The following is a 21,583-nucleotide window of genomic DNA, read 5'->3' as shown; positions in this document are numbered from 1 at the left end:
TGGAGCCGCCAAGGACGCATCCCCGCCGACCACGACCGCACCCTCTCGCAGTCCGCCCTACCTCAGCAACCGATCCAGTCGATTCGCGAACGCCTGCCGGTCGCCGGCGCTGAACGCCGGCGGACCGCCGGTCTCCACGCCGGTGCTGCGCAAGGTGTCCATAAAGTTGCGCATGTCGAGCAGTTCGCGGATGTTTTCCTTGCCGTAGAGTTCGCCGCGCGGCGACAGGGCGTGGGCGTCCTTTTCGACGATTGCGGCGGCGAGCGGGATGTCGGCGGTAATGACGAGGTCCCCGGCCTGCACGTGCGCGGCGATGTATTTGTCGGCCTCGTCGAAGCCGCCCGGAACCTGGATCATGCGGATCAGCGGGGAGGCGGGAGTGCGCAGGGTCTGGTTGGCGACCAGCGTGAGCGGGCGTTTGGTGCGCTCGGCGGCGCGGAACAGGATTTCCTTGATGACGCCGGGGCAGGCGTCGGCATCGACCCAGATGTGCATGGAAGGTGTCTCGTCGCTCAGTGCCGGATGCAGATCTTGCCGAAATGGCGGCCGCTGGCCAGATATTGCATGGCCTCGCGCAGTTCCTCGAACGGGAAGCTGCGGTCGACGACGGGCCGCATGCCGTTGTGCGCAACTGCGCGCGACATCGCGAGGAAGTCCTCGCGGTTGCCGACGGTGATGCCCTGCAGACGGACGTGGCGCGTGACGACGAGGCCGAGCGGGGCGTCCATGGCGCCGCCGCCGAGCACGCCGATCAGGCTGAGCGTGCCGCCAGGCCGCACTGCGCGCAGCGATTGCGCGAGCGTGCCCTGCCCGCCGACTTCGATGATGTGGTCGACCCCGCCGTTGCCCGCGGCATCACGCGCGACGCGGCCCCATTCGGGCGTGGAACGGTAGTTGATGGTGACGTCGGCCCCGAGCTCGCGGACGCGTTCGAGTTTCTCGTCGCTGGACGAGGTGCAGATGACCCTCGCGCCGAGCATCCTGGCGAACTGCAGGGCGAACAGCGAGACGCCGCCGGTGCCCTGGACGAGGACGGTGTCGCCGGCCTTGACCCGTCCTTCGGTAACGAGCGCGCGCCACGCGGTAACCGCGGCGGTGGGCAGGGTGGCGGCCTCGGCGTCGTCGAGGTGGGCAGGAACGGGTGCGACCGTCGCGGCCGGGACGACCATGTATTCCGCCATGGTGCCGTCGCTTTCGCAGCCGAGGCTGCGACCGAGGTGCTCGGCGCTAGGCTCGCCGCCGGGCCAGGTCGAGAAGAACAGCGGACAGACGCGATCGCCGATGCGGTAAGCGTCCACGCCGCTACCGACCTGGTCGATGCGCCCGACGCCATCGCTGAGCATGATCAGCGGCAGCGCCTGCATGCGCGAACCGTAGCCGCGCCGCGGCACCAGCAGATCGCGATAGTTGAGCGCGGAGGCGAGCATCTTCAGCCTGACTTCGCCCGGGCCGGCGGTCGGTTCCGGGCGTTCGCCGATGCGCAGGTTGTCGTCTGTCCACTCCGTCTCGACCTGAAACACTCTCATCGGGATCCCCTCGCAGCATGCTGTTGGCAGTCGGGCAATAGTAATTGATCGAGATGCCGCCGGCAGAGCGGACGGGCAGCGGAAGCGGGGGAGATGCAAGCGACCGCTCTACGCGTTTACCCCGTTTTTATCTCCGCCCCGTCAGAATTACCGCAACGACGAACTCCGGCCCACTGCCACTGCACCAGACGTCCTGTGCCGCGGGCGAGGATTGACGAGCCGAACATGCGAAACGACACGAGCGGGCATCCGCCCCCGATTTCCAGCCATGCGATCGCACTGGTCGCCTGCGGCCTCGCGGTGGCGGTCTGTCTGCCGCTGCGCGATGTGCTGGACCTCACCAACATCGCGATGCTCCTGCTGCTCACGGTGGTCTTCATCGCCGCACGGCTCGGGCGATCCGAAGCGGTCCTGGCCAGCTTCGTCAGCGTCGCGCTGTTCGACTTCTTCTTCGTACCGCCGCATCTTTCCTTCCTGGTCAGCGACGTACAGTACCTCGTGACCTTTGCGGTGATGCTAGCCGTGTCGCTGTTCATCAGCCATCTGACGACCAGCCTGCAGGCCAGCGCACGCGAGGCGAGCGCGCGCGAGGCCCACTCGCTGGCGCTTTACGCCCTTGCGCGAAATCTGGCCGGCGCGATATCGCCCGAACAGGCGGTGCAGCGCGTGACGACATTCGTTCGCGAGCAGGCTGATGGAGAACCCGCCTTCTTCCTGCCCGATGCCGACGGGCAGTTGCACGAGTTCCCCGCCGGCACGGCCACGCTCGGGCTGGACGAATCGCTGGTGCTCGATGCCGTGTATCGGAGTCAGGCGAGCGACCCGTCCTGCAGTACCAGCGGCCCGAGCGGTCTGACGCTGCTCTTTCCGCTGGACGGCGCGACCCGCCGCCACGGTGTGCTGCTGGTACGGGACTGCAGTCGCGACGGGCTCGACCCGTTGCGACCGATGTTCGAAGCCGTGGCCTCCGTGACGGCGATCGCCCTCGAACGGCTGCGCCTCGTGGAGCAGGCGCAGGCAAGCCGCATGGAAACTGAGGCCGAACGGCTGCGCAGTTCGATCCTTTCGTCGATCTCGCACGACATCCGCACACCCTTGACGGTGCTCTTCGGCCTGGCCGATACGCTGGCGCTGGCCGACGCCCGCCTGAGCGGCGAACAGCGCGACACCGCGCGCGCGATCCGGGATCAGGCCGGAAGGCTGCATGAGATGGTCGAGAAGCTGCTCGACATGGCCCGCCTGCAAGCGGGGCAGGTGCGCCTGCGCAAGGAATGGCAGGCGATCGACGAAGTGATCGGCGCCAGCATCCAGTTGCTGGGCGAGGCCTTGCGCGAGCACCCGGTCAAGGTGTCGCTGCAGCCGGACCTGCCCCTCATCGCGATGGACGCAGTGCTGATGGAGCGCGTGTTCTGCAACCTGCTGGAGAATGCCGCGAAGTATTCGCCGGCCGGCTCACCCGTGACGATCGACGTGAAGACGGATGATGAGGGGGGCTTCGCGATCGAGGTGTGCGACCGGGGCGAAGGGTTTGCGGCGGGTAGCCTGGCGCGGATCTTCGAGTTGTTCGAACGTGGTGCGCCTCAGTTGCCGAGCCCCGGCGTCGGTTTGGGGCTGGCGATCTGCCGGGCCGTCATCGATGCCCATGGGGGGCAGATCAACGCGTCGAACCGTGCCGACGGAGGTGCCTGCGTCCGCATCGCGCTGCCCTGCGGCGGCGAGCCGCCGGGGATCGACCCCGAACCTGCGGACCCGACGGAAGGCGGATCATGAACGCACACCCGGTCCGCATCCTCGTGGTCGAGGACGAACTGCAGATCCGCCACTTCATTCGCCAGACGCTTGAACGCGCGGAATACCAGGTGATCGAGGCGGCGACCGTGCAACAGGCGCTGGACGATGCGGTATCGGGGAAGCCCGATCTCGTCATCCTCGACCTGGGGCTGCCCGACGGCGACGGCGTGGACTTCGTGCGTGCGGTGCGCGACTGGTCGCGCATGCCGGTGCTAATCCTTTCGGCGCGCTCCGATGAGAATGAAAAGGTCAATGCGCTCGATGCGGGCGCGGACGACTACCTCACGAAACCCTTCTCGGTGGGCGAGCTGCTCGCGCGCGTCCGCGCCCTGCTGCGCCGCGCCGAGGGCGGCGATGCGGGTGCGGCGGTGGTGCGCTTCGGTGACGTGGAGGTCGATCTCGCGCGTCGCACGGTATTGCGCGCGGGGGCGCCGGTGCATCTGACGGCACGGGAATATCGCCTGCTTGTGGTGCTGCTCGGAAACGCCGGCAAGGTCATGACGCATCGCCAGCTGCTGCGCGAGGTGTGGGGGCCGGCCTACGTGGATAGCACCCATTACCTGCGCATTTATGTCGGCCACCTGCGCCAGAAGCTGGAGGCGGACCCCACCCAGCCAATGCATCTGCGCACCGAAATCGGTGTCGGTTACCGCTTCCAGGCCTGACCCGGCCTTCCCTTCGCCTTTCACGGGAAATCATCATGTCCGCAAACCAGGATCATTCGCGCAGCAGCCTGGGGGTTCTCGCCCTGGCCGCGCTGGGCATCGTGTACGGCGATATCGGTACGAGCCCGCTGTACGCGTTCAAGGAAGCGTTTCACGGTTCGCATGCGCTGCCGGTGAATGAGGCAACCGTCCTCGCGACGCTATCGGCTTTCTTCTGGGCGATGATGCTGATCATCTCGGTCAAGTACGTGTGGATCGTGCTGAGCCATGACAACGACGGCGAAGGCGGCGTGCTGGCGCTGACCGCCCTCGCCCATCGGCGTGCGGCCGGCGCACCGCGGCTCGCGGCGCTGGTCATCGGCGCCGGGATTTTCGCGGCGGCGCTCTTTTACGGCGATGCGATCATCACGCCGGCGATCTCCGTCCTGTCGGCCGTGGAAGGCCTCTCGGTAGCGGCACCGGACTTCGAGCGGCTGGTCGTGCCGATCACGATCGGCATCCTGGTCAGCCTGTTCCTGATCCAGAAGCACGGCACGAGTCGCGTCGGCACCCTGTTCGGCCCCGTGACCCTGGTCTGGTTCGCGACGCTCGCGGTGCTGGGCCTGCACTCGATCGTCCAGACGCCGCAGGTGCTCGCGGCGATCAACCCGGCACACGCCATCCGCTTCGCGCTGGAACATCCGCACGCGGCCTTCCTGCTGCTGTCGGCGGTCTTCCTCGCGCTGACCGGCGGCGAGGCCCTGTACGCCGACATGGGCCACTTCGGCGCGAAGGCGGTCCGCATCGCCTGGTACGGCCTGGTGTGCCCCGCCCTGCTGATCAACTATTTCGGCCAGGGCGCGCTGGTCCTGCGCGACGCGACGGCGGTAGAGAATCCGTTCTACCTGCTGGCACCGGACTGGTTCGTGTTTCCGCTCGTCGGCCTTGCGACGGCGGCAACGGTGATCGCCTCGCAGGCGACGATCTCGGGCGCGTACTCGATGACGCTGCAGGCCTCGCGGCTGGGTTACCTGCCGCGGGTGCGCATCCTGCACACCTCGGACAGCGAGCGCGGCCAGATCTACATTCCGAGCGTGAATTGGCTCATGCTGGTGGCCGTCGTGCTGCTGGTGCTGGAGTTCCGCTCGTCGAACGCGCTCGCCGCGGCATACGGGATCGCGGTGTCGGGCACGATGATCATCACCACGGTGCTCACGATCTTCGTCACGATTGCCGTCCCGAGCCGCTTCCGGCTGCCGGTCATTGCGGGACTGGGACTCTTCGCCTTGCTGGAGTGCGCCTTCCTCGGCTCGAACCTGACGAAGATTGCAGCCGGAGGGTGGTTCCCGATGGTGCTCGGCGCGCTCATCTTCATCGCCCTCACAAGCTGGAAGGATGGCAGTGCGCTGGTCGCCGACCAACGGCGGAAGATCGACGTACCCATGGACGGCTTCGTGCGCGGTCCTCATCCGGACGTGCCCAAGGTCGCCGGCACCGCCGTCTACCTCACCTCGGACACCAGCGTGGTCCCGAGCGCGCTGTTCCACAACCTGAAGCATTACAAGGTGATGCACGAACAGACCTTGTTCCTGCATGTCATCAGCGAGGAAGTGCCCTACGTTCCGGAAGCCGAACGCCTGCGGTTGCAACCGCTCGGCCCCAACATCTACCAGGTCGACGTCCATTTCGGGTTCCGCGAGGAGCCTGACTTGCCCAAAGCGCTCCGGGGAGCGGACCGGCTGGGCCTGAACCTCGAGCCGATGCTGACGACCTATTTCGTCGCGCGCTCCGTGATCGTCGACGGCCCCGGCGGGCTACCGCGCTGGCGCTGCGCCCTGTTTTCGTGGATGACCCGGCAGGCCGAAGGGGCTGCGACCTATTTCCGCCTGCCGCCGAACCAGGTCGTCGAACTGGGAACGCAGGTGCTGTTGTAAGCACCCGGAAACGTAGGGAGGAAAAGCCGAAGAGCCTTCCTCCCTACGTTCGTGAACTCGCCGACGCCTCGCGCGGCGCGGATAAAAAAAGTCCGGGCACCATGACCCGGACCTGCAAATCCCCTCTGGAGAGGGAGGGGGAGAACGCCTTGTGCCGGTCGCCTACTGCAGCTCGACCAGCAGATCCTTCGCCGCGACCTTGTCGCCGGGCTTGACGAACACCGCCTTGACGACCGCGTCACGGTCGGCGGTGAGCGCGGTTTCCATCTTCATCGCTTCGATCGACACCAGCGGCGTGCCCTTGGCGATCTTCTGCCCGGCGTGCACGGCGACCGTCACCACCGCCCCCGGCATCGGCGCGCCGATGTGGTTGGGGTTGGCATCGTCGATCTTCGGGTGGCGGCGCCCGGTGGGGGCTGCGCCGGCCTTGGGGATGCGCTGCAGGCGGGGCTGGCCGTTGAGTTCGAAGAAGACCTTGACCCTGCCCTCCTCGTCCGGCGTGTCGCTGCTGCCGGTCTGGCGCACGATCAGGCTCTTGCCCTTCTCGATGTCGACGCTGATCTCCTCGCGGTCCTTCATGCCGTAGAAGAACACCGGCGTGGGCAGCAACGAGACGTCGCCGAAGCGGGCGTGGTGGGCGGCGTAGTCCTTGAAGACCTTGGGGTACATCAGCCACGAGGCGAGATCGGTGTCCGAGACCTGGCCGCCGGTTGCGGTAGCCGCTTCGGCGCGCGCGGCGTCGAGGTCGACGGCGGGCAGGAAGTCACCCGCGCGGCCGGCGAGCGGCGCGGCGCCCTTGAGCACCTTGCGTTCGAGATCCTTCGGAAAGCCGTCCGGCGGGAAGCCCAGTTCGCCCTTGAAGAGCGAGATCACCGATTCGGGGAAGGCGATCTCCTTGGCCGGGTCGAGCACTTCGGCCGGCGTGAGATCGTTAGCGACCATGAAGAGCGCCATGTCGCCGACGACTTTCGAGGTCGGGGTGACCTTGACGATGTCGCCGAAGAGCTGGTTCACGTCGGCGTAAGCCTGCGAGACTTCCGGCCAGCGGTGCTCGAGGCCCATCGCGCGGGCCTGCTCGCGCAGGTTGGTGTATTGACCGCCGGGCATCTCGTGCTTGTACACGTCGGAGGTGCCGCTGCGTATCTCGGCCTCGAAGGGCGTGTAGGCGCGGCGCACGCCTTCCCAGTAGTGCGACAGCGACTGCATGGCGTCGAGGTCGATCCCGGTGTCGCGATCCGAGCCGGCCAGGGCCGCGGCGATGGAGCCGAGGTTGGGCTGCGAGGTGAGGCCGCTCATCGCGTCCATCGCGCCGTCGACGGCATCGACGCCCGCTTCGATCGCGGCGAGTACGCTCGCGGCGGCGATGCCCGAGGTGTCGTGGGTGTGGAAGTGGATCGGCAGACCGACTTCTTCCTTGAGCGCCTTGACGAGGGCTCCGGCCGCGCGCGGCTTGCACACGCCGGCCATGTCCTTGATACCGAGGATGTGGGCGCCGGCCTTCTCCAACTGCTTGGCGAGGTCCACGTAGTACTTGAGGTTGTACTTGGGGCGGCTCGCGTCGAAGAGATCCCCCGTGTAGCAGATCGTGCCTTCGCACAGCGCGCCGGCTTCATTCACGGCGTCCATCGCGACGCGCATGTTGTCGACCCAGTTGAGGGAATCGAACACGCGGAAGACGTCGATGCCTTCCTTCGCCGCCTGGTGCACAAAGTAGCGCACGACGTTGTCGGAGTAGTTGGTGTAACCCACCGCGTTCGAGGCGCGCAGCAGCATCTGGAAGAGCACGTTGGGCACGGCCTGGCGCAGGCGCGCGAGGCGCTCCCACGGGTCTTCCTTGAGGAAGCGCAGCGCGACGTCGAAGGTCGCGCCACCCCAGCATTCGAGCGAGAAGAGCTGCGGCACGAGGCGCGCGTAGTGCGGTGCGATCTCGAGCATGTCGCGCGTGCGCATGCGGGTGGCGAAGAGCGACTGATGGGCGTCGCGCATCGTGGTGTCGGTGAGCAGCACGCGCTGCTCGGCCTTCATCCATTCGGCGAAGCGCTGCGGGCCGAGCTCCTTCAGGAGGTCGCGCGTGCCCGCGGGCGGCGGCGCGGCGAGGTCGACGAGCGGCTTGATGGGTTTGCCGAGCGGGCCCTTGGGCGCCTGGCGGCCGGCCATCTCGGGGTTGCCGTTGACGCTGACTTCGCCGAGGAATTTCAGGAGTTTCGTCGCGCGGTCCTGGCGCTTCTGGAAGCGGAAGAGCTCGGGCGTGGTGTCGATGAAGCGCGTCGTGCATTCGCCGGACTTGAACAGCGGATGCGCAATGACGTTCTCGAGGAATTGCAGGTTCGACGACACGCCGCGGATGCGGAATTCGCGCAGGCCCCGGTCCATCCGCGCGATCGCTTCGTCCGGGCTGTGGCCCCAGGCGGTGACCTTCACGAGCAGGGAATCGTAGAACGGCGTGATCACCGCGCCGGTGTAGGCCGTGCCGCCATCGAGGCGCAGGCCGAAGCCGGCGGCGCTGCGGTAGGCGGTGATGCGGCCGTAGTCGGGAGTGAAGCTGTTCTCGGGGTCTTCGGTGGTGACGCGGCACTGCAGCGCGTGGCCGTTCAGGCGGATGCTGGCTTGCGCGGGCAGGTGGGCGTCTTCGCCGCCGATGCGGCCCCCTTCGGTGACGCGGATCTGCGCCTTGACGATGTCCACACCGGTGACCTGTTCGGTGACGGTGTGCTCGACCTGAATCCGGGGGTTCACTTCGATGAAGTAGAAGGCGCCGGTGTCGGCGTCCATGAGGAATTCGACGGTGCCGGCATGCGTATAGTGCGCGGCGCGGCACAGCTTCAGCGCGGCGTCGCACAGTTCGGTGCGGCGGCTGTCCTCGAGGTAGGGCGCGGGGGCGCGTTCGACGACTTTCTGGTTGCGCCTTTGCACGGAGCAATCGCGCTCGAAAAGATGCACGAGGTTGCCGTGCGTGTCGCCCAGGATCTGTACTTCGACGTGGCGCGCGCGGCGCACCAGTTTTTCCAGATAAACCTCGTCGTTGCCGAAGGCGGCGAGCGCTTCGCGGCGGGCGACGTCGAGCAGGCCCGGCAGCTCTTCCTCGTTCTCGATCGCGCGCATGCCGCGGCCACCGCCCCCCCAGCTCGCCTTGAGCATCAGGGGGTAGCCGACTTCGCGCGCGAGGCGCTTGATCTCGTCGAGGTCGTTCGGCAGCGCGCCGGTCGCGGGCACGACGGGGACGCCGGCGGCGATGGCGAGGTTGCGCGCCGCGACCTTGTTGCCGAGGTCACGCATCACCTGCGGCTGCGGGCCGATGAAGGCGATGCCGGCGGCGGCGCAGGCTTCGGCGAACTCGGGGTTCTCGGACAGGAAGCCGTAGCCCGGATGGATCGCATCGACCTCGGCGTCCTTGGCGACGCGGATGATGTCGGCGATGTCGAGGTAGGCGGCGATCGGCTTCTGGCCGTTACCGACGAGGTAGGATTCGTCGGACTTGAAGCGGTGCAGTGCGAAGCGGTCCTCGTTGGCGTAGATCGCCACCGTGCGAATGCCCATCTCGCTCGCCGCGCGGAAGACGCGGATCGCGATTTCACCACGGTTGGCGACGAGGATGCTCTTGATCGGTTTCATGTCCCTGCCCTGCCTTTCTGGCATGTCTAACTGATTGTAGTGACTGGCGAGTAAGTCGGATGCCAAACACGGCCATCGTCCGGGCCGCTGCCTTTCGGGACTTTACGGCTGTCCGCGTGTACTGCGATGTTCGGTAAGCGACATGTATTTGCAGTATTCAGCCTGAGGTCGAACAAACACCGTTCCCACCGGACCTGACCCAACCCGCTCACGCGGCACAGCGCAGGATGCGGGCCTTGGCGCGCATCTCCTCGTATTCATCGTGTGCGACGGAGTCGGCCGTGATGCCGCCGCCCACGCCGTATTCGGCCCGACCGGTGAGGCCGTCCAGCGCCAGCGTGCGGATCGCAACGTTGAAGATCGCGTCGCCGCCCGGTTTCAGCAGCCCGATGGCGCCGCAGTAGATGCCGCGCGGTTCGGTTTCGAGGCCGGCGATGATCTCCATCGCCTTGATCTTCGGCGCGCCGGTGATCGAGCCGCAGGGGAAGAGCGCAGTGAAGATGTCCGCCAGATCCGCGTCCGGGCGCAGCTCGGCCGCCACCGTCGAGGTCATCTGGAACACGGTCGGATAGGTCTCGACGGAGAAGAGATGCGGCACGCGCACGCTGTGCGGGCGCGCGACCCGCGACATGTCGTTGCGGATGAGATCCACGATCATCAGGTTCTCGGCGCGGTTCTTCTCGGAAGCGGCCAGCACTTCGGCGTGCTGCGCATCCTGCTCCGCGCTGCTGCCGCGCGCGAGCGTGCCCTTCATCGGCTTCGAGATCAGGCGGTCGCCATCGCGGCGGAAGAAGAGTTCGGGCGACAGCGACAGGATGCGGTGGCGCCTCAGGTCGAGCAGCGCGCAGTAGCCGGTCGGCTGGCCGGTGCGCAGGTGCTCGTAGAGCGCGCGATGGTCGCCGTCGAAGCGGCCGTGCAGGCGGATCGTGTGGTTGATCTGGTACACGTCGCCGGCATGGATGTGGTCGAGGATGCGGCCGATGTCCGCGTCGTAGCGGTCGCGCTCGACGCCCGGCTGCCAGTCGTCGCAGCGCACGGCGGCGCGCGGGAGCTCGTCCGCGGCCTCGGGCTGGTCGAACACGCCGAACCACGCCAGCGGCAGCGCCGGGCGCTGGCGAAAGCGGAAGGCCGGATCGAAGGCCGCGCCCGCCTCGTAGCAGACGAGGCCGGCCACCCACGCCCCGGCGCGTGCCAGCGCGTCGGCACGGGCCAGCACCGCACGCACGTCCTGCGGCTCGCGCGCGACGAGTTGCTCGCGCGGGGCAGTGAAGTGCAGCGGCGTGGCGCCGGTGGCATCCGCCGGGAAGTCGAAGCGCAGCCTCGTCATGACGTTCAGAGCGCCCCGCTCGCCGCGGCGAGCGCCGCCGGCCGCTTGCCCCGCCGCAGCTCCATCGCCCGCTGATGCTCGCCGCGATTCGTCGTACGCTCGATGCCGACCGCGGTGGCATAGCGGCTCACCCGCTGCTTGTACAGACCGACGGACACTTCATGCACGCGCGGGTCGAGCCCGAACGCGAAGTCGAAGACCTCGTTGACGCGCGTTTCGAGCAGCGGCGTGTGGGCCGACTGCGGCCATTCGGTCGCGAGCCAGCGGCACAGCGGCTCGTAGTCGAGGCAGTCGCCAAGCCCGCCCGGCACCGCCGGGGCGAGGCCGGTCAGGGTCACCGACACCCACACCGGCTGCGCCTCGCGCTCGTCCTCGTAGATGCCGACGGCGAGCCGGGTCTCGAGCCGTTCGATCTTCACGCTCCAGATCGCATTCATCGCGCTCAGCCTCCGATGACGCCGCGCGCCTGCAGGTCGGCGTGGTAGGACGAGCGCACCATCGGGCCGGAGGCCACGTGGCGGAAGCCCATCTTCTCGCCGACGACGCGCAGCTCGTCGAATTCGGCCGGCGTCACGTAGCGGCGCACCGGCAGGTGGTGCAGGCTGGGCTGCAGGTATTGCCCGATCGTGACCATGTCCACGTTGTGCGCGCGCAGGTCGGCGAGCGTCGCTTCGATCTCCTCGCGCGTCTCGCCCACGCCCAGCATCAGGCCGGACTTGGTCGCGACGTCCGGGTGGCGCGCCTTGAAGGCCGCGAGCAGGTCGAGCGAATGTTCGTAATCGGCGCCGGGGCGCACCTCACGATAGAGGCGCGGCACGGTCTCGATGTTGTGATTGAAGACGTCGGGCGGCACGGTGGTCAGCACGTCGAGCGCGAGGTCCACACGGCCGCGGAAGTCCGGCGTCAGCACTTCGACGGTGATGCCGGGGTTGGCTGCACGCGTCTCGCGGATGCAGTCGGCAAAGTGCTGGGCGCCGCCGTCGCGCAGGTCATCGCGGTCGACGGAGGTGATCACGACGTATTTCAGGCGCATCCCGCTGACGGTCTGCGCAAGGTTCTTCGGTTCATCCGGGTCCAGCGGCAGCGGGCGGCCGTGGCCCACGTCGCAGAACGGGCAGCGCCGCGTGCAGATCGCCCCCATGATCATGAAGGTCGCCGTGCCGTGGTTGAAGCATTCGCCCAGGTTCGGGCAGTTGGCTTCCTCACACACGGTGTGCAGGCGGTTCTCACGCAGCGTGCCGGTGAGCTGGCGCACGCTCTTCGTGCCGCGGAAGGCCGCGCGGATCCATTCGGGCTTGCGCAGCTGCTCGGCCGGCGTGATCGGGACGATCTTGACCGGGATGCGCGCGGTCTTCTCGGCGCCGCGCAGCTTGATTCCGGTCTGTGGGGTGGGGGTGCTTGCGTTCTGCATGGGGGACTCCGGCGGGCGGTCCGGCGAGTGCCGGGCCGCCCGGTGGTGCATCAGCCGCGGTAGTAGCGCTGCGGCACGAAGGGGGTACTGGCGACTTCGACCGGAACCGGCTTGCCGCGGACGATCGCGGAGAGCTGGGTGCCGATCTTGGCCAGCGCAGTTTCGACGTAGCCCATCGCGACCGGCGCTTCCAGCGTCGGGCCGAAGCCGCCGCTGGTGACGATGCCGACCTTGCGGCCGCTGGCGTCGACGATCTCCGCGCCTTCACGCACCGGCACGCGGGCGTTCGGACGCAGGCCGACGCGCTTGCGCGACACGCCGTTGGCGATGTGGCCGAGGACCATGTCGGCGCCGGGATAGCCGCCCGCGCGCGCGCCGTCGGCGCGGCGGGGCTTGGACAGCGCCCACAGCAGGCTGCTTTCGACCGGCGAGGTGTTCACGTCGAGGTCGTGGCCGTACAGGCACAGGCCGGCCTCCAGGCGCAGCGAGTCGCGCGCGCCCAAGCCGATCGGGGCCACTTCGGGGTGGCTCAGCAGCTCACGCGCCAGGGCTTCGGCCTTGTCCGCGGGCACCGAGATCTCGTAACCATCTTCGCCGGTGTAGCCCGAACGGCTCACGTAGCACGGCACGCCGAGGAGGTTCACGGTGATGCTGTTCATGAAGACCATCTTGCCGACTTCGGGCGCGAGGCGGGCCAGCACGGTCGCGGCGGCCGGGCCTTGCAGCGCCAGCAGCGCGCGGTCTTCGAGCACCTCGACCTTGCAGCGGCCGGACAGGTGCTTCTGCATGTGCGCGATGTCCTGCGCCTTGCACGCGGCGTTCACGACCACGAACAGGCGGTCGCCGAAGTTCGCGACCATCAGGTCGTCCATCACGCCACCGGTTTCATTGGTGAACAGCGCGTAACGCTGCATGCCCTGCGGCAGGTCGATGATGTCGACCGGCACCAGGGTTTCCAGCGCCGCGGCGGCCTCCGGGCCGACGAGGAAGACCTGGCCCATGTGCGACACGTCGAACAGCCCGGCCTGGGTGCGGGTGTGGGTGTGCTCCTTGATGATGCCGGCAGGGTACTGCACCGGCATCTCGTAGCCCGCGAACGGCACCATCTTGGCGCCGAGGGAAACGTGCAGGTCGTACAGCGGGGTGCGCAGCAGCGGTGCGTCGGAGTGGGTATCGCTCATCATGATTCCTTGTGTCTGAGTGTCGGGGGTCATCAACATTCGATGACGTTCACGGCGAGGCCGCCGCGGGCAGTTTCCTTGTACTTCAATTTCATGTCGGCGCCCGTTTCGCGCATGGTCTTGATGACCTTGTCGAGCGAGACGAAATGCTTGCCGTCGCCACGCAGCGCCATGCGTGCGGCGTTGATCGCCTTGATCGAGCCCATCGCGTTGCGCTCGATGCAAGGCACCTGGACCAGGCCGCCGACGGGGTCGCAGGTCAGGCCCAGGTTGTGCTCCATTCCGATCTCGGCGGCATTCTCCACCTGCTCGGGCGTTCCGCCCAGCACTTCGGCGAGTCCGCCGGCCGCCATTGAGCACGCGACGCCGACCTCGCCCTGGCAGCCGACTTCGGCGCCGGAGATCGACGCGTTTTCTTTATAGAGGATGCCGATCGCCGCGGCGGTGAGCAGGAAGCGGATGACGCCCTCCTCGCTCGCGCCGGGAATGAAGCGGCTGTAGTAGTGCATCACCGCGGGCACGATGCCGGCGGCGCCGTTGGTAGGGGCCGTGACCACGCGCCCGCCGGTGGCGTTTTCCTCATTGACGGCGAGCGCATAGAGATTCACCCAGTCCATCGTCGTCAGCGGGTCGCGGATGCTCGCCTCGGGCGCGCTGGAGAGCTTGCGGAACATTTCCGCCGCGCGGCGCCTGACCTGCAGGCCGCCGGGCATGATGCCTTCCTTCTCGCAGCCACGGCGCACACACAGCTGCATCACGTCCCAGATACGCAGCAGGCCGGCGCGCGTCTCCGCGTCCGTGCGCCATGCGCGCTCGTTCTCCAGCATCAGCTGGCTGATCGAAAGCTTCTTGTCGCGGCACTGCGCAAGCAGTTCGTCGCCGCTGCGGAACGGATGCGTGAGCGGCGTCGAATCCGCGACGATACGGTCGGCGCCGGCAGCGCTCTCATCGACGACGAAACCGCCGCCGACCGAGTAATACACCTTGCTGCAGAGGGTTTCGCCCGCCGCGTCGAAGGCGGCGATGCGCATGCCATTAGGATGGTAGGGCAGCGACTGGCGCCGGTGCATCACGAGATGCTCGCGTTCGATGAACGGGATCGGATGCTCGCCGGCGAGCATCAGGCGCTGCTCGCTGCGGATGCGGGCGAGCTTGCCGTCGACCTGCTCCGTATCGACGAGATCCGGCGCTTCCCCCTCGAGACCGAGGAGCACGGCCTTGTCGCTGCCATGCCCCTTGCCGGTCGCACCGAGGGAACCGAACAGTTCGGCCTTCACGCCTCCGACCCGTGCGAGCAGGCCGGACTCCTTCAGGCCGTTCGCAAAGACCAGCGCCGCGCGCATCGGCCCCACAGTGTGGGACGACGACGGCCCGATGCCGATCTTGAATAGGTCGAAAACGCTGATGGCCACGATTGCGTTCCCCCGATCAGCGCCCGTAAACCGGGAAGCGGGCGCACAGCGCGGACACCTTCGCGCGCACGGCCTCGATCACTGCGGGGTTCTCGATGTCGTCGAGGATGTCGCAGATCCAGCCGGCGAGCTCCGTGACCTCGGCGATGCCGAAGCCGCGAGTGGTCGCCGCCGGCGTGCCGATGCGGATGCCGCTGGTCACGAAGGGCGACTGCGGATCGTTGGGCACGGTGTTCTTGTTGACGGTGATGTGGGCCGCGCCGAGCGCCGCATCGGCGGCCTTGCCGGTGATGCCCTTGGCGATCAGGTCGACCAGGAACAGGTGGTCGTCGGTGCCGCCGGACACGATCTTGTAGCCGCGCTCGACGAACACGCCGGCCATCGCCCGGGCGTTGGCCATCACCTGCTTCTGGTAGTCCTTGAAGGACGGATCCAGGGCTTCCTTGAAGGCCACCGCCTTGGCGGCGATGACGTGCATCAGCGGGCCGCCCTGGGTGCCGGGGAAGACCATCGAGGCGATCTTCTTCTCGATGTCCGCATTGGCGCGGCCAAGGATGATGCCGCCGCGCGGGCCGCGCAGCGTCTTGTGCGTGGTGCTGGTGACGATGTCGGCAAACGGCACCGGGCTGGGGTACAGGCCGGCGGCGACGAGGCCGGCGACGTGCGCCATGTCGACGAACAGCAGCGCACCGACCTTGTCCGCGATCGCACGGAAGCGCGGGAAGTCGAGGTGACGGGCGTAGGCCGAGAAGCCGGCGACGATCATCTTCGGCTTGCACTCGACGGCCAGCGCCTCGAGCGCGTCGTAGTCGATCACGCCGTCGTCGGTCACGCCGTACTGCACGGCGTTGAAGATCTTGCCGGAGAAGTTCACCTTGGCGCCGTGCGTCAGGTGGCCACCGTGCGCAAGGCTCATGCCGAGGATGGTGTCACCCGGCTGCAGCAACGCGAAATACACCGCAGCGTTGGCCTGCGAGCCGGAGTGCGGTTGCACGTTCACCCAATCCGCGCCGAACAACTGCTTCGCGCGGTCGATGGCGAGCTGTTCGACGACGTCCACATGCTCGCAGCCGCCGTAGTAGCGCTTGCCCGGATAGCCTTCCGCGTACTTGTTGGTGAGCACCGTGCCTTGGGCCTGCATCACGCGCGGGCTGGCATAGTTCTCGGACGCGATCAGCTCGATGTGGTCTTCCTGGCGGTTGCGCTCGGATTCGATCGCACCCCACAGGTCAGGGTCGAAGCCGGCGATCTGCATTTGCTTGTCGAACATCTATGTACTCCGGATTGGGTTGTCGGAACGGGACGTCAGTGCGTCGCGCGCGCGGCGGACACCGACGGGTTATCGGTTGCCTGCCCCGCTTCGCCGTTCTGTTCGGCGAAGTACTCGCGCGTCAGCTTGACGATCACCGGCGAGAGCAGCAGCAGGGAAATCAGGTTGGGAATCGCCATCAGCGCGTTGAGCGTGTCGGCCACCAGCCACGCGAAGTCGAGGCTCAGCACCGCGCCGAAATACACCGCGACGGTCCACAGGATGCGGAAGGGCTTCTCGCAGATCGTGCCGACGAGGTACTCCCAGCACTTCTCGCTGTAGTAGCCCCAACCGAGGATGGTGGTGAAGGCAAACAGTGCGAGCGAGATGGCAAGCAGGTACTTGCCGACGCCGGGCATCGCCGCCTCGAAGGCCTGCGAGCTCAGCACCGCGCCGGTGGCACCGGAGTCCCACACGCCGCTGACCATGATCGCGAGACCGGTCATCGTGCACACGATGATGGTGTCGATGAAGGTGCCCATCATGCCGATCAGGCCCGAGAACACCGGGTTGCTGGTGGCGCCGGCGGCCTGCGCGATGCCGGCGGTGCCGAGGCCCGCCTCGTTCGAGAAGATGCCGCGCGCGACACCCTTCTGGATCGCCAGCATCACGGTCGAGCCGACGAAGCCGCCGGTGGCCGCGGTGGGGCTGAAGGCCTGCGTGAAGATCGTCACGAGCGCGTCGGGGATGCGGTCCGCGAACACGAACAGCACTACTGCCACGCACACGATGTAGGCGATGCACATGAAGGGCACGAGCCACTCGGCGACCGCACCGATGCGCTTGATGCCGCCGATCACGACCGCACCGGTGAGCACCGTCAGCACGATACCGGTGATCCAGGTCTCGACACCGAAGGCGTTATGCACGGCGCTGGCGATGCCGTTGGCCTGAACCATGTTGCCGATGCCGAAGCCCGCCAGACCGCCGAAGATCGCGAACGCGGTGCCCAGCCAGTGCCAGTTCTTCGACAGTCCGTTCTTGATCGCGAACATCGGGCCGCCCGCGTGCTCGCCCTTGTCGTCGACCTCGCGATATTTCACCGCGAGCACGACTTCGCCGTACTTGGTGGCCATGCCGACGAGCGCGGTCATCCACATCCAGAACAGCGCGCCGGGGCCGCCGACCGCGATCGCGGAGGCGACGCCGGCGATGTTGCCGGTGCCGACGGTGGCGGACAGTGCCGTCATCAGCGCAGCAAAGGGAGAGATCTCGCCTTCGGCCTTGGCACCGGGGGTACGGCTCTTCCAGATCATGCGAAGGCCGTGAGGAATCTTGAAGATCGGCATGAAGCCGAGGCGCAGCTGAAGATACAGACCGGTTCCCAGGATCAGGACGATCATGGGAATGCCCCAGACGAGGTCGTTCAGGGTCGTGAACAGCTGGTTCAGATACTGCATGGGCGCGTCTCCGTCCTATTTCTCGTTTTTGCGCGGGCCGGAAGCGGAGCTTCTGTGCTCCTTGTATGAGTCCGGCCCGCGGAATTGGCCCGCCCGGATGGGCGGTGCCGGATCAGTTGCTGGTCTCATCCTCCAGGTTGAGATCCACCATCAGTTCATTCGCCAGCGTTTCCAGCTCCGCCTTGAGGCTGGCAGGCTGGACGGACGCGGGCACCTGCACTTCGATGCTGGCGCGGAACAGCGGCTCGCCGCTGAACGAGGCGTTCTCGCACGCGGTTTCGAGCTTGCTGATGCTCGCGCCGTGGCGCGCCAGCGCGGCCGAGATCTCGCGCACGATGCCGGGGCGGTCGTGGCCGACCACCGCGAACTTCGTCGTGCGCGGCGTACCTGCGGCCGACGCGGCAGCACCGCGCTCGATCGTCAGGCGCAAGCCCTCGGATTCGAGCTCGCGCAGTGCTGCCTCGAGCTTGCCGGCCTCCGCCTCGGCGATTTCCAGCCGCACGATGCCCGCGAACTTTCCGGCGAGCTGCGCCATGCTGCTCTCCAGCCAGTTCGCACCGGCCGCCGCGGCACGGGCCGCCAGCGCATTCACGAGGCCCGGACGATCGTTACCGATCAGGGTGATGACGAGAGATGCGTTCATGTCCTCGACTCCTTTATGTGGCTTATTCGTAGTCCGACATCGGCGGGCAGGCGCACACGAGGTTGCGGTCGCCATACACGTTGTCCACCCGGCCCACCGGCGACCAGTACTTGTTCGCGCGCAGGCTGGCGAGCGGATACACGGCCTGTTCGCGGCTGTACGGGTGCGTCCATTCCCCGGCGATCGCTTCCGCGGTGTGCGGGGCGTTGACCAGCGGGTTGTCCTTGGCGTCGAATTCGCCGCTGCCGACCTTGGCGATCTCCTCCCGGATCGCGATCATCGCGTCGCAGAAGCGGTCGAGCTCTTCCTTCGACTCGCTCTCGGTCGGTTCGATCATCAGCGTGCCGGGCACCGGGAAGGACATCGTCGGCGCGTGGAAGCCGAAGTCGATCAGGCGCTTGGCGACGTCATCGACGCTGATGCCGGTGGCGTCCTTCAACGGGCGCAGGTCGAGGATGCACTCGTGCGCGACCATGCCGTTCTCGCCGCGGTACAGCACCGGGTAGTGCGCGTCGAGGCGCCTGGCGATGTAGTTGGCGTTGAGGATCGCCATCACCGTCGCGTGGCGCAGGCCGTCGCGGCCCATCAACGTGATGTAGGTCCAGGTGATCGGCAGGATGCTGGCGCTGCCGTACGGGGCCGCCGCAACCGCGCCGATGCCCTTGAGGCCGCCCGTGGTGTTGCCCGGCAGGAAGGGCGCGAGGTGCGACTTCACGCCGATCGGGCCGACGCCCGGTCCGCCGCCGCCGTGCGGGATGCAGAAGGTCTTGTGCAGGTTCAGGTGCGACACGTCGCCGCCGAACTTACCGGGGCCGCACAGGCCGACCATTGCGTTCATGTTGGCGCCGTCGATGTACACCTGGCCGCCGTTGGCATGCACGATCTCGGTGATCTCGCGGATCGCCGTCTCGAACACGCCGTGCGTCGAGGGGTAGGTGATCATGAGCGCGGCGAGCTTGTCGCTGTGCTGCTCGGCCTTCGCCTTCAGGTCGGCGACATCGACGTTGCCCTTGTCGTCGCAGGCGACGACAACCACGCGCATGCCGGCCATGTTGGCGGTAGCGGGGTTGGTGCCGTGCGCGGAGCTCGGGATCAGGCACACGTCGCGGTGCGCCTCATTGCGGCTCGCGTGGTAGGCGCGGATCGCCAGCAGGCCGGCGTATTCGCCCTGCGAGCCGGCGTTCGGCTGCAGCGACACGGCGTCGTAACCGGTGCAGGCGCACAGCATCTGCTCCAGCTCGGCGGTGAGCTGGGCGTAGCCCTGCGACTGGTCGGCCGGGGCGAAGGGATGCACGCCGCCGAACTCGCGCCAGGTGATGGGGATCATCTCGGTGGTGGCGTTCAGCTTCATCGTGCACGAGCCCAGCGGGATCATCGTGCGGTCGAGCGCCAGGTCCTTGTCCGCCAGCGCGCGCAGGTAGCGCAGCATCTTGGTCTCGGACTGGTACATGCTGAACACCGGGTGCGTCAGGAAGGCCGAGGTGCGCAGCTGGCCGGCCGGCAGGGCTTCCGGCGCGAGGTTCTCGACGTCCGCAAACGCGGGGAGTGCAGCGCCCTTGGCGAACACCGCCCACAGCGCCTCGACGTCGGCGCGGCTGGTGGTCTCGTCGAGCGAGATGCCGACGGTCGTGGCGTCGATCGCGCGCAGGTTCATCTCTTTGGCACGCGCGGCGGCATGCACGGCGGCGGCGTCGGCGACGCGCACGGCGATGGTGTCGAAGAACGCGTTCGTCACCACTTCGGCACCGATGCGGCGCAGGCCGGCAGCCAGCGTCGCGGTCAGGCGATGCACGCGGCGGGCGATCGTCGTCAGCCCCTTCGGGCCGTGGTAGCACGCGTACAGGCTCGCCATCACCGCCAGCAGCACCTGCGCGGTGCAGATGTTCGAAGTGGCCTTCTCGCGGCGGATGTGCTGTTCGCGCGTCTGCATCGCGAGGCGGTAGGCCTTCTTGCCGTGACTGTCGATCGACACACCAACGACGCGGCCCGGCATCACGCGCTTGTGCGCGTCGAGGGTCGCGAAATACGCGGCGTGCGGGCCACCGAAGCCCAGCGGCACGCCGAAGCGCTGCGTCGTGCCGATGGCGACGTCGGCGCCGAGCTCGCCCGGCGACTTCAGCAGCGTCAGCGCCAGCAGGTCGGCCGCGACGACGGCCAGCGCCTTCTTGGCGTGGGCGGCGGCGATGATGCCGGCGTAGTCGACCACTTCGCCCGTGCTGGCCGGGTACTGCAGCAGCACGCCGAAGAATTCATGCTTGTCGAGGTCAGTCGCGGGGTTGCCGACGATGACCTCGAAACCCAGGGGTTCTGCACGGGTACGCACGACTTCGATGGTCTGCGGGTGGCAGTCGCTCGAAACGAAGAAGGCCTTGGCCGGATTCTTCGACAGGCGCTGGCAGAAGGTCATCGCCTCGGCTGCCGCGGTCGCTTCGTCGAGCAGCGAGGCGTTGGCGATCTCCATGCCCGTCAGGTCGGTGATCATGGTCTGGTAGTTCAGCAGCGCTTCCAGACGGCCCTGCGAGATCTCGGGCTGGTACGGCGTGTAGGCCGTATACCAGGCCGGGTTCTCGAGGACGTTGCGCAGCACGACACCCGGGGTGTAGGTGTCGTAATAGCCCGCACCGATGAAGGAACGGAACACCCGGTTCTTCCCCGCGATCTCGCGCAACTGTGCAAGCGCATCGGCTTCGGTCCGGCTCTCGGGGAGAGGGAGGGACGAGGGCGACAGGATGGAAGCCGGGATCACCTTGTCGACGAGCTGGTCGAGCGAATCGAGGCCGAGCGCGGCGAGCATCGCCTGCGTTTCGGTCGTATCCGGGCCGACGTGGCGGCCGACGAAATCATCGCGCTGCTCGAGCTGGGCGAGCGTCGCGGGGAAGCGGGTGTCGTTCATGTTCATGGCGTGGGCAGTTTTCCGGAAGAGGATCGATCAGGCAGTCAGCTTGTCGTAGGCGGCCTGGTCGAGCAGCCCGGCGAGCGCGGACGGATCGTCGAGGCGGACGCGGATGAACCAGCCGGCGCCCAGCGGATCTTCATTCACGGTGGCGGGCGCATCCGCCAGCGCTTCGTTCACTTCCAGAACGGTGCCGGCGAGCGGCATCTTCAGTTCGCCGGCAGCCTTCACCGATTCGATGACCGCAGCTTCGTCGCCCGCCGCAAAGCTCGCGCCGACATCCGGCAGCTGCACGAAGACGATGTCGCCCAGCGCGTTCTGCGCGTAGTCGGTGATGCCGACCGTGGCGACGTCGCCCTCGACGCTCAGCCACTCGTGGTCTTCGGTGAATTTGATCGTGCTCATGAGGTCTCCAGGTTTCGTATGGTTGATGCAAGGGTCTGCTTCAAAACAACGGAACGGATGGTATCAACGTGTTGACATGAGCGAATTTGATAGTT

Annotated in this window: 16 protein-coding genes; 3 read left to right on the top strand and 13 right to left on the bottom strand. The window is 67.3% G+C overall.

Annotated elements, in window-relative coordinates:
* Positions 1 to 57: 57 nt before the first annotated feature.
* On the bottom strand, positions 58 to 495 hold the full coding sequence (locus tag F464_RS0114340) for a YaiI/YqxD family protein (protein ID WP_018990520.1): 438 nt from the start codon (positions 493 to 495) through the stop codon (positions 58 to 60).
* 17 nt (positions 496 to 512) lie between these two features.
* Positions 513 to 1,526 carry a zinc-dependent alcohol dehydrogenase family protein gene (locus F464_RS0114335; RefSeq protein WP_018990519.1) on the bottom strand — a complete coding sequence of 338 codons (1,014 nt, stop codon included), beginning with the start codon at positions 1,524 to 1,526 and terminating at the stop codon, positions 513 to 515.
* A gap of 225 nt (positions 1,527 to 1,751) precedes the next feature.
* Here F464_RS0114335 and F464_RS0114330 point away from each other — a divergent pair, with 225 nt between their 5' ends.
* From F464_RS0114330 to F464_RS0114320, 3 genes are read left to right on the top strand one after another with little or no spacing between them, the layout of a single operon-like run.
* A complete protein-coding gene (locus F464_RS0114330; RefSeq protein ID WP_018990518.1) occupies positions 1,752 to 3,296 on the top strand; it encodes a DUF4118 domain-containing protein in 1,545 nt (514 codons plus the stop codon).
* Positions 3,293 to 3,982, top strand: coding sequence for a response regulator (locus F464_RS0114325; protein ID WP_018990517.1), 690 nt, complete (start codon positions 3,293 to 3,295; stop codon positions 3,980 to 3,982). The genes F464_RS0114330 and F464_RS0114325 overlap by 4 nt, the downstream gene beginning before the upstream one ends.
* Positions 3,983 to 4,017: 35 nt before the next feature.
* Complete coding sequence (locus tag F464_RS0114320; protein ID WP_018990516.1) at positions 4,018 to 5,895, top strand: potassium transporter Kup; 1,878 nt, start codon at positions 4,018 to 4,020, stop codon at positions 5,893 to 5,895.
* Between the two features lie 162 nt (positions 5,896 to 6,057).
* Here F464_RS0114320 and F464_RS0114315 read toward each other — a convergent pair whose 3' ends face one another.
* The 11 genes from F464_RS0114315 to gcvH all read right to left on the bottom strand — a co-directional run bounded on the left by F464_RS0114315 (position 6,058) and on the right by gcvH (position 21,488).
* Positions 6,058 to 9,507, bottom strand: coding sequence for a pyruvate carboxylase (locus tag F464_RS0114315; RefSeq protein WP_018990515.1), 3,450 nt, complete (start codon positions 9,505 to 9,507; stop codon positions 6,058 to 6,060).
* 208 nt (positions 9,508 to 9,715) lie between these two features.
* Positions 9,716 to 10,834 carry an aminodeoxychorismate synthase component I gene (gene pabB / locus F464_RS28575; protein WP_018990514.1) on the bottom strand — a complete coding sequence of 373 codons (1,119 nt, stop codon included), beginning with the start codon at positions 10,832 to 10,834 and terminating at the stop codon, positions 9,716 to 9,718.
* Between the two features lie 5 nt (positions 10,835 to 10,839).
* Entirely contained in the window at positions 10,840 to 11,271 is a 432-nt protein-coding gene (locus tag F464_RS0114305; protein WP_018990513.1) for a dihydroneopterin aldolase, read from the bottom strand.
* A gap of 5 nt (positions 11,272 to 11,276) precedes the next feature.
* Positions 11,277 to 12,245, bottom strand: coding sequence for a lipoyl synthase (gene lipA / locus F464_RS0114300; RefSeq protein WP_018990512.1), 969 nt, complete (start codon positions 12,243 to 12,245; stop codon positions 11,277 to 11,279).
* A gap of 50 nt (positions 12,246 to 12,295) precedes the next feature.
* A complete protein-coding gene (gene gcvT / locus F464_RS0114295) occupies positions 12,296 to 13,426 on the bottom strand; it encodes a glycine cleavage system aminomethyltransferase GcvT (RefSeq protein WP_018990511.1) in 1,131 nt (376 codons plus the stop codon).
* 32 nt (positions 13,427 to 13,458) lie between these two features.
* Positions 13,459 to 14,838, bottom strand: a complete 1,380-nt coding sequence (locus tag F464_RS0114290; RefSeq protein ID WP_018990510.1) for an L-serine ammonia-lyase — start codon at positions 14,836 to 14,838, stop codon at positions 13,459 to 13,461.
* Positions 14,839 to 14,854: 16 nt separating this feature from the next.
* Positions 14,855 to 16,108: a serine hydroxymethyltransferase gene (glyA, locus tag F464_RS0114285; protein ID WP_018990509.1), complete on the bottom strand. Its 1,254-nt coding sequence runs from the start codon at positions 16,106 to 16,108 to the stop codon at positions 14,855 to 14,857.
* Positions 16,109 to 16,143: 35 nt separating this feature from the next.
* Positions 16,144 to 17,547 (bottom strand): alanine/glycine:cation symporter family protein, encoded by a 1,404-nt coding sequence (locus tag F464_RS0114280; protein WP_018990508.1) that lies wholly within the window; start codon positions 17,545 to 17,547, stop codon positions 16,144 to 16,146.
* Positions 17,548 to 17,659: 112 nt separating this feature from the next.
* On the bottom strand, positions 17,660 to 18,190 hold the full coding sequence (locus F464_RS0114275) for a glycine cleavage system protein R (RefSeq protein WP_018990507.1): 531 nt from the start codon (positions 18,188 to 18,190) through the stop codon (positions 17,660 to 17,662).
* 22 nt (positions 18,191 to 18,212) lie between these two features.
* Positions 18,213 to 21,089: an aminomethyl-transferring glycine dehydrogenase gene (gene gcvP, locus F464_RS0114270; RefSeq protein ID WP_018990506.1), complete on the bottom strand. Its 2,877-nt coding sequence runs from the start codon at positions 21,087 to 21,089 to the stop codon at positions 18,213 to 18,215.
* A gap of 30 nt (positions 21,090 to 21,119) precedes the next feature.
* Positions 21,120 to 21,488: a glycine cleavage system protein GcvH gene (gene gcvH, locus F464_RS0114265; RefSeq protein ID WP_018990505.1), complete on the bottom strand. Its 369-nt coding sequence runs from the start codon at positions 21,486 to 21,488 to the stop codon at positions 21,120 to 21,122.
* Between the last annotated feature and the right edge of the window lie 95 nt (positions 21,489 to 21,583).

Origin of the sequence: Aromatoleum toluclasticum ATCC 700605 (assembly GCF_000378245.1) — a bacterium.
GTDB classification, from domain to species: domain Bacteria; phylum Pseudomonadota; class Gammaproteobacteria; order Burkholderiales; family Rhodocyclaceae; genus Aromatoleum; species Aromatoleum toluclasticum.
This window is presented reverse-complemented; position numbering and strand designations above follow the sequence as displayed.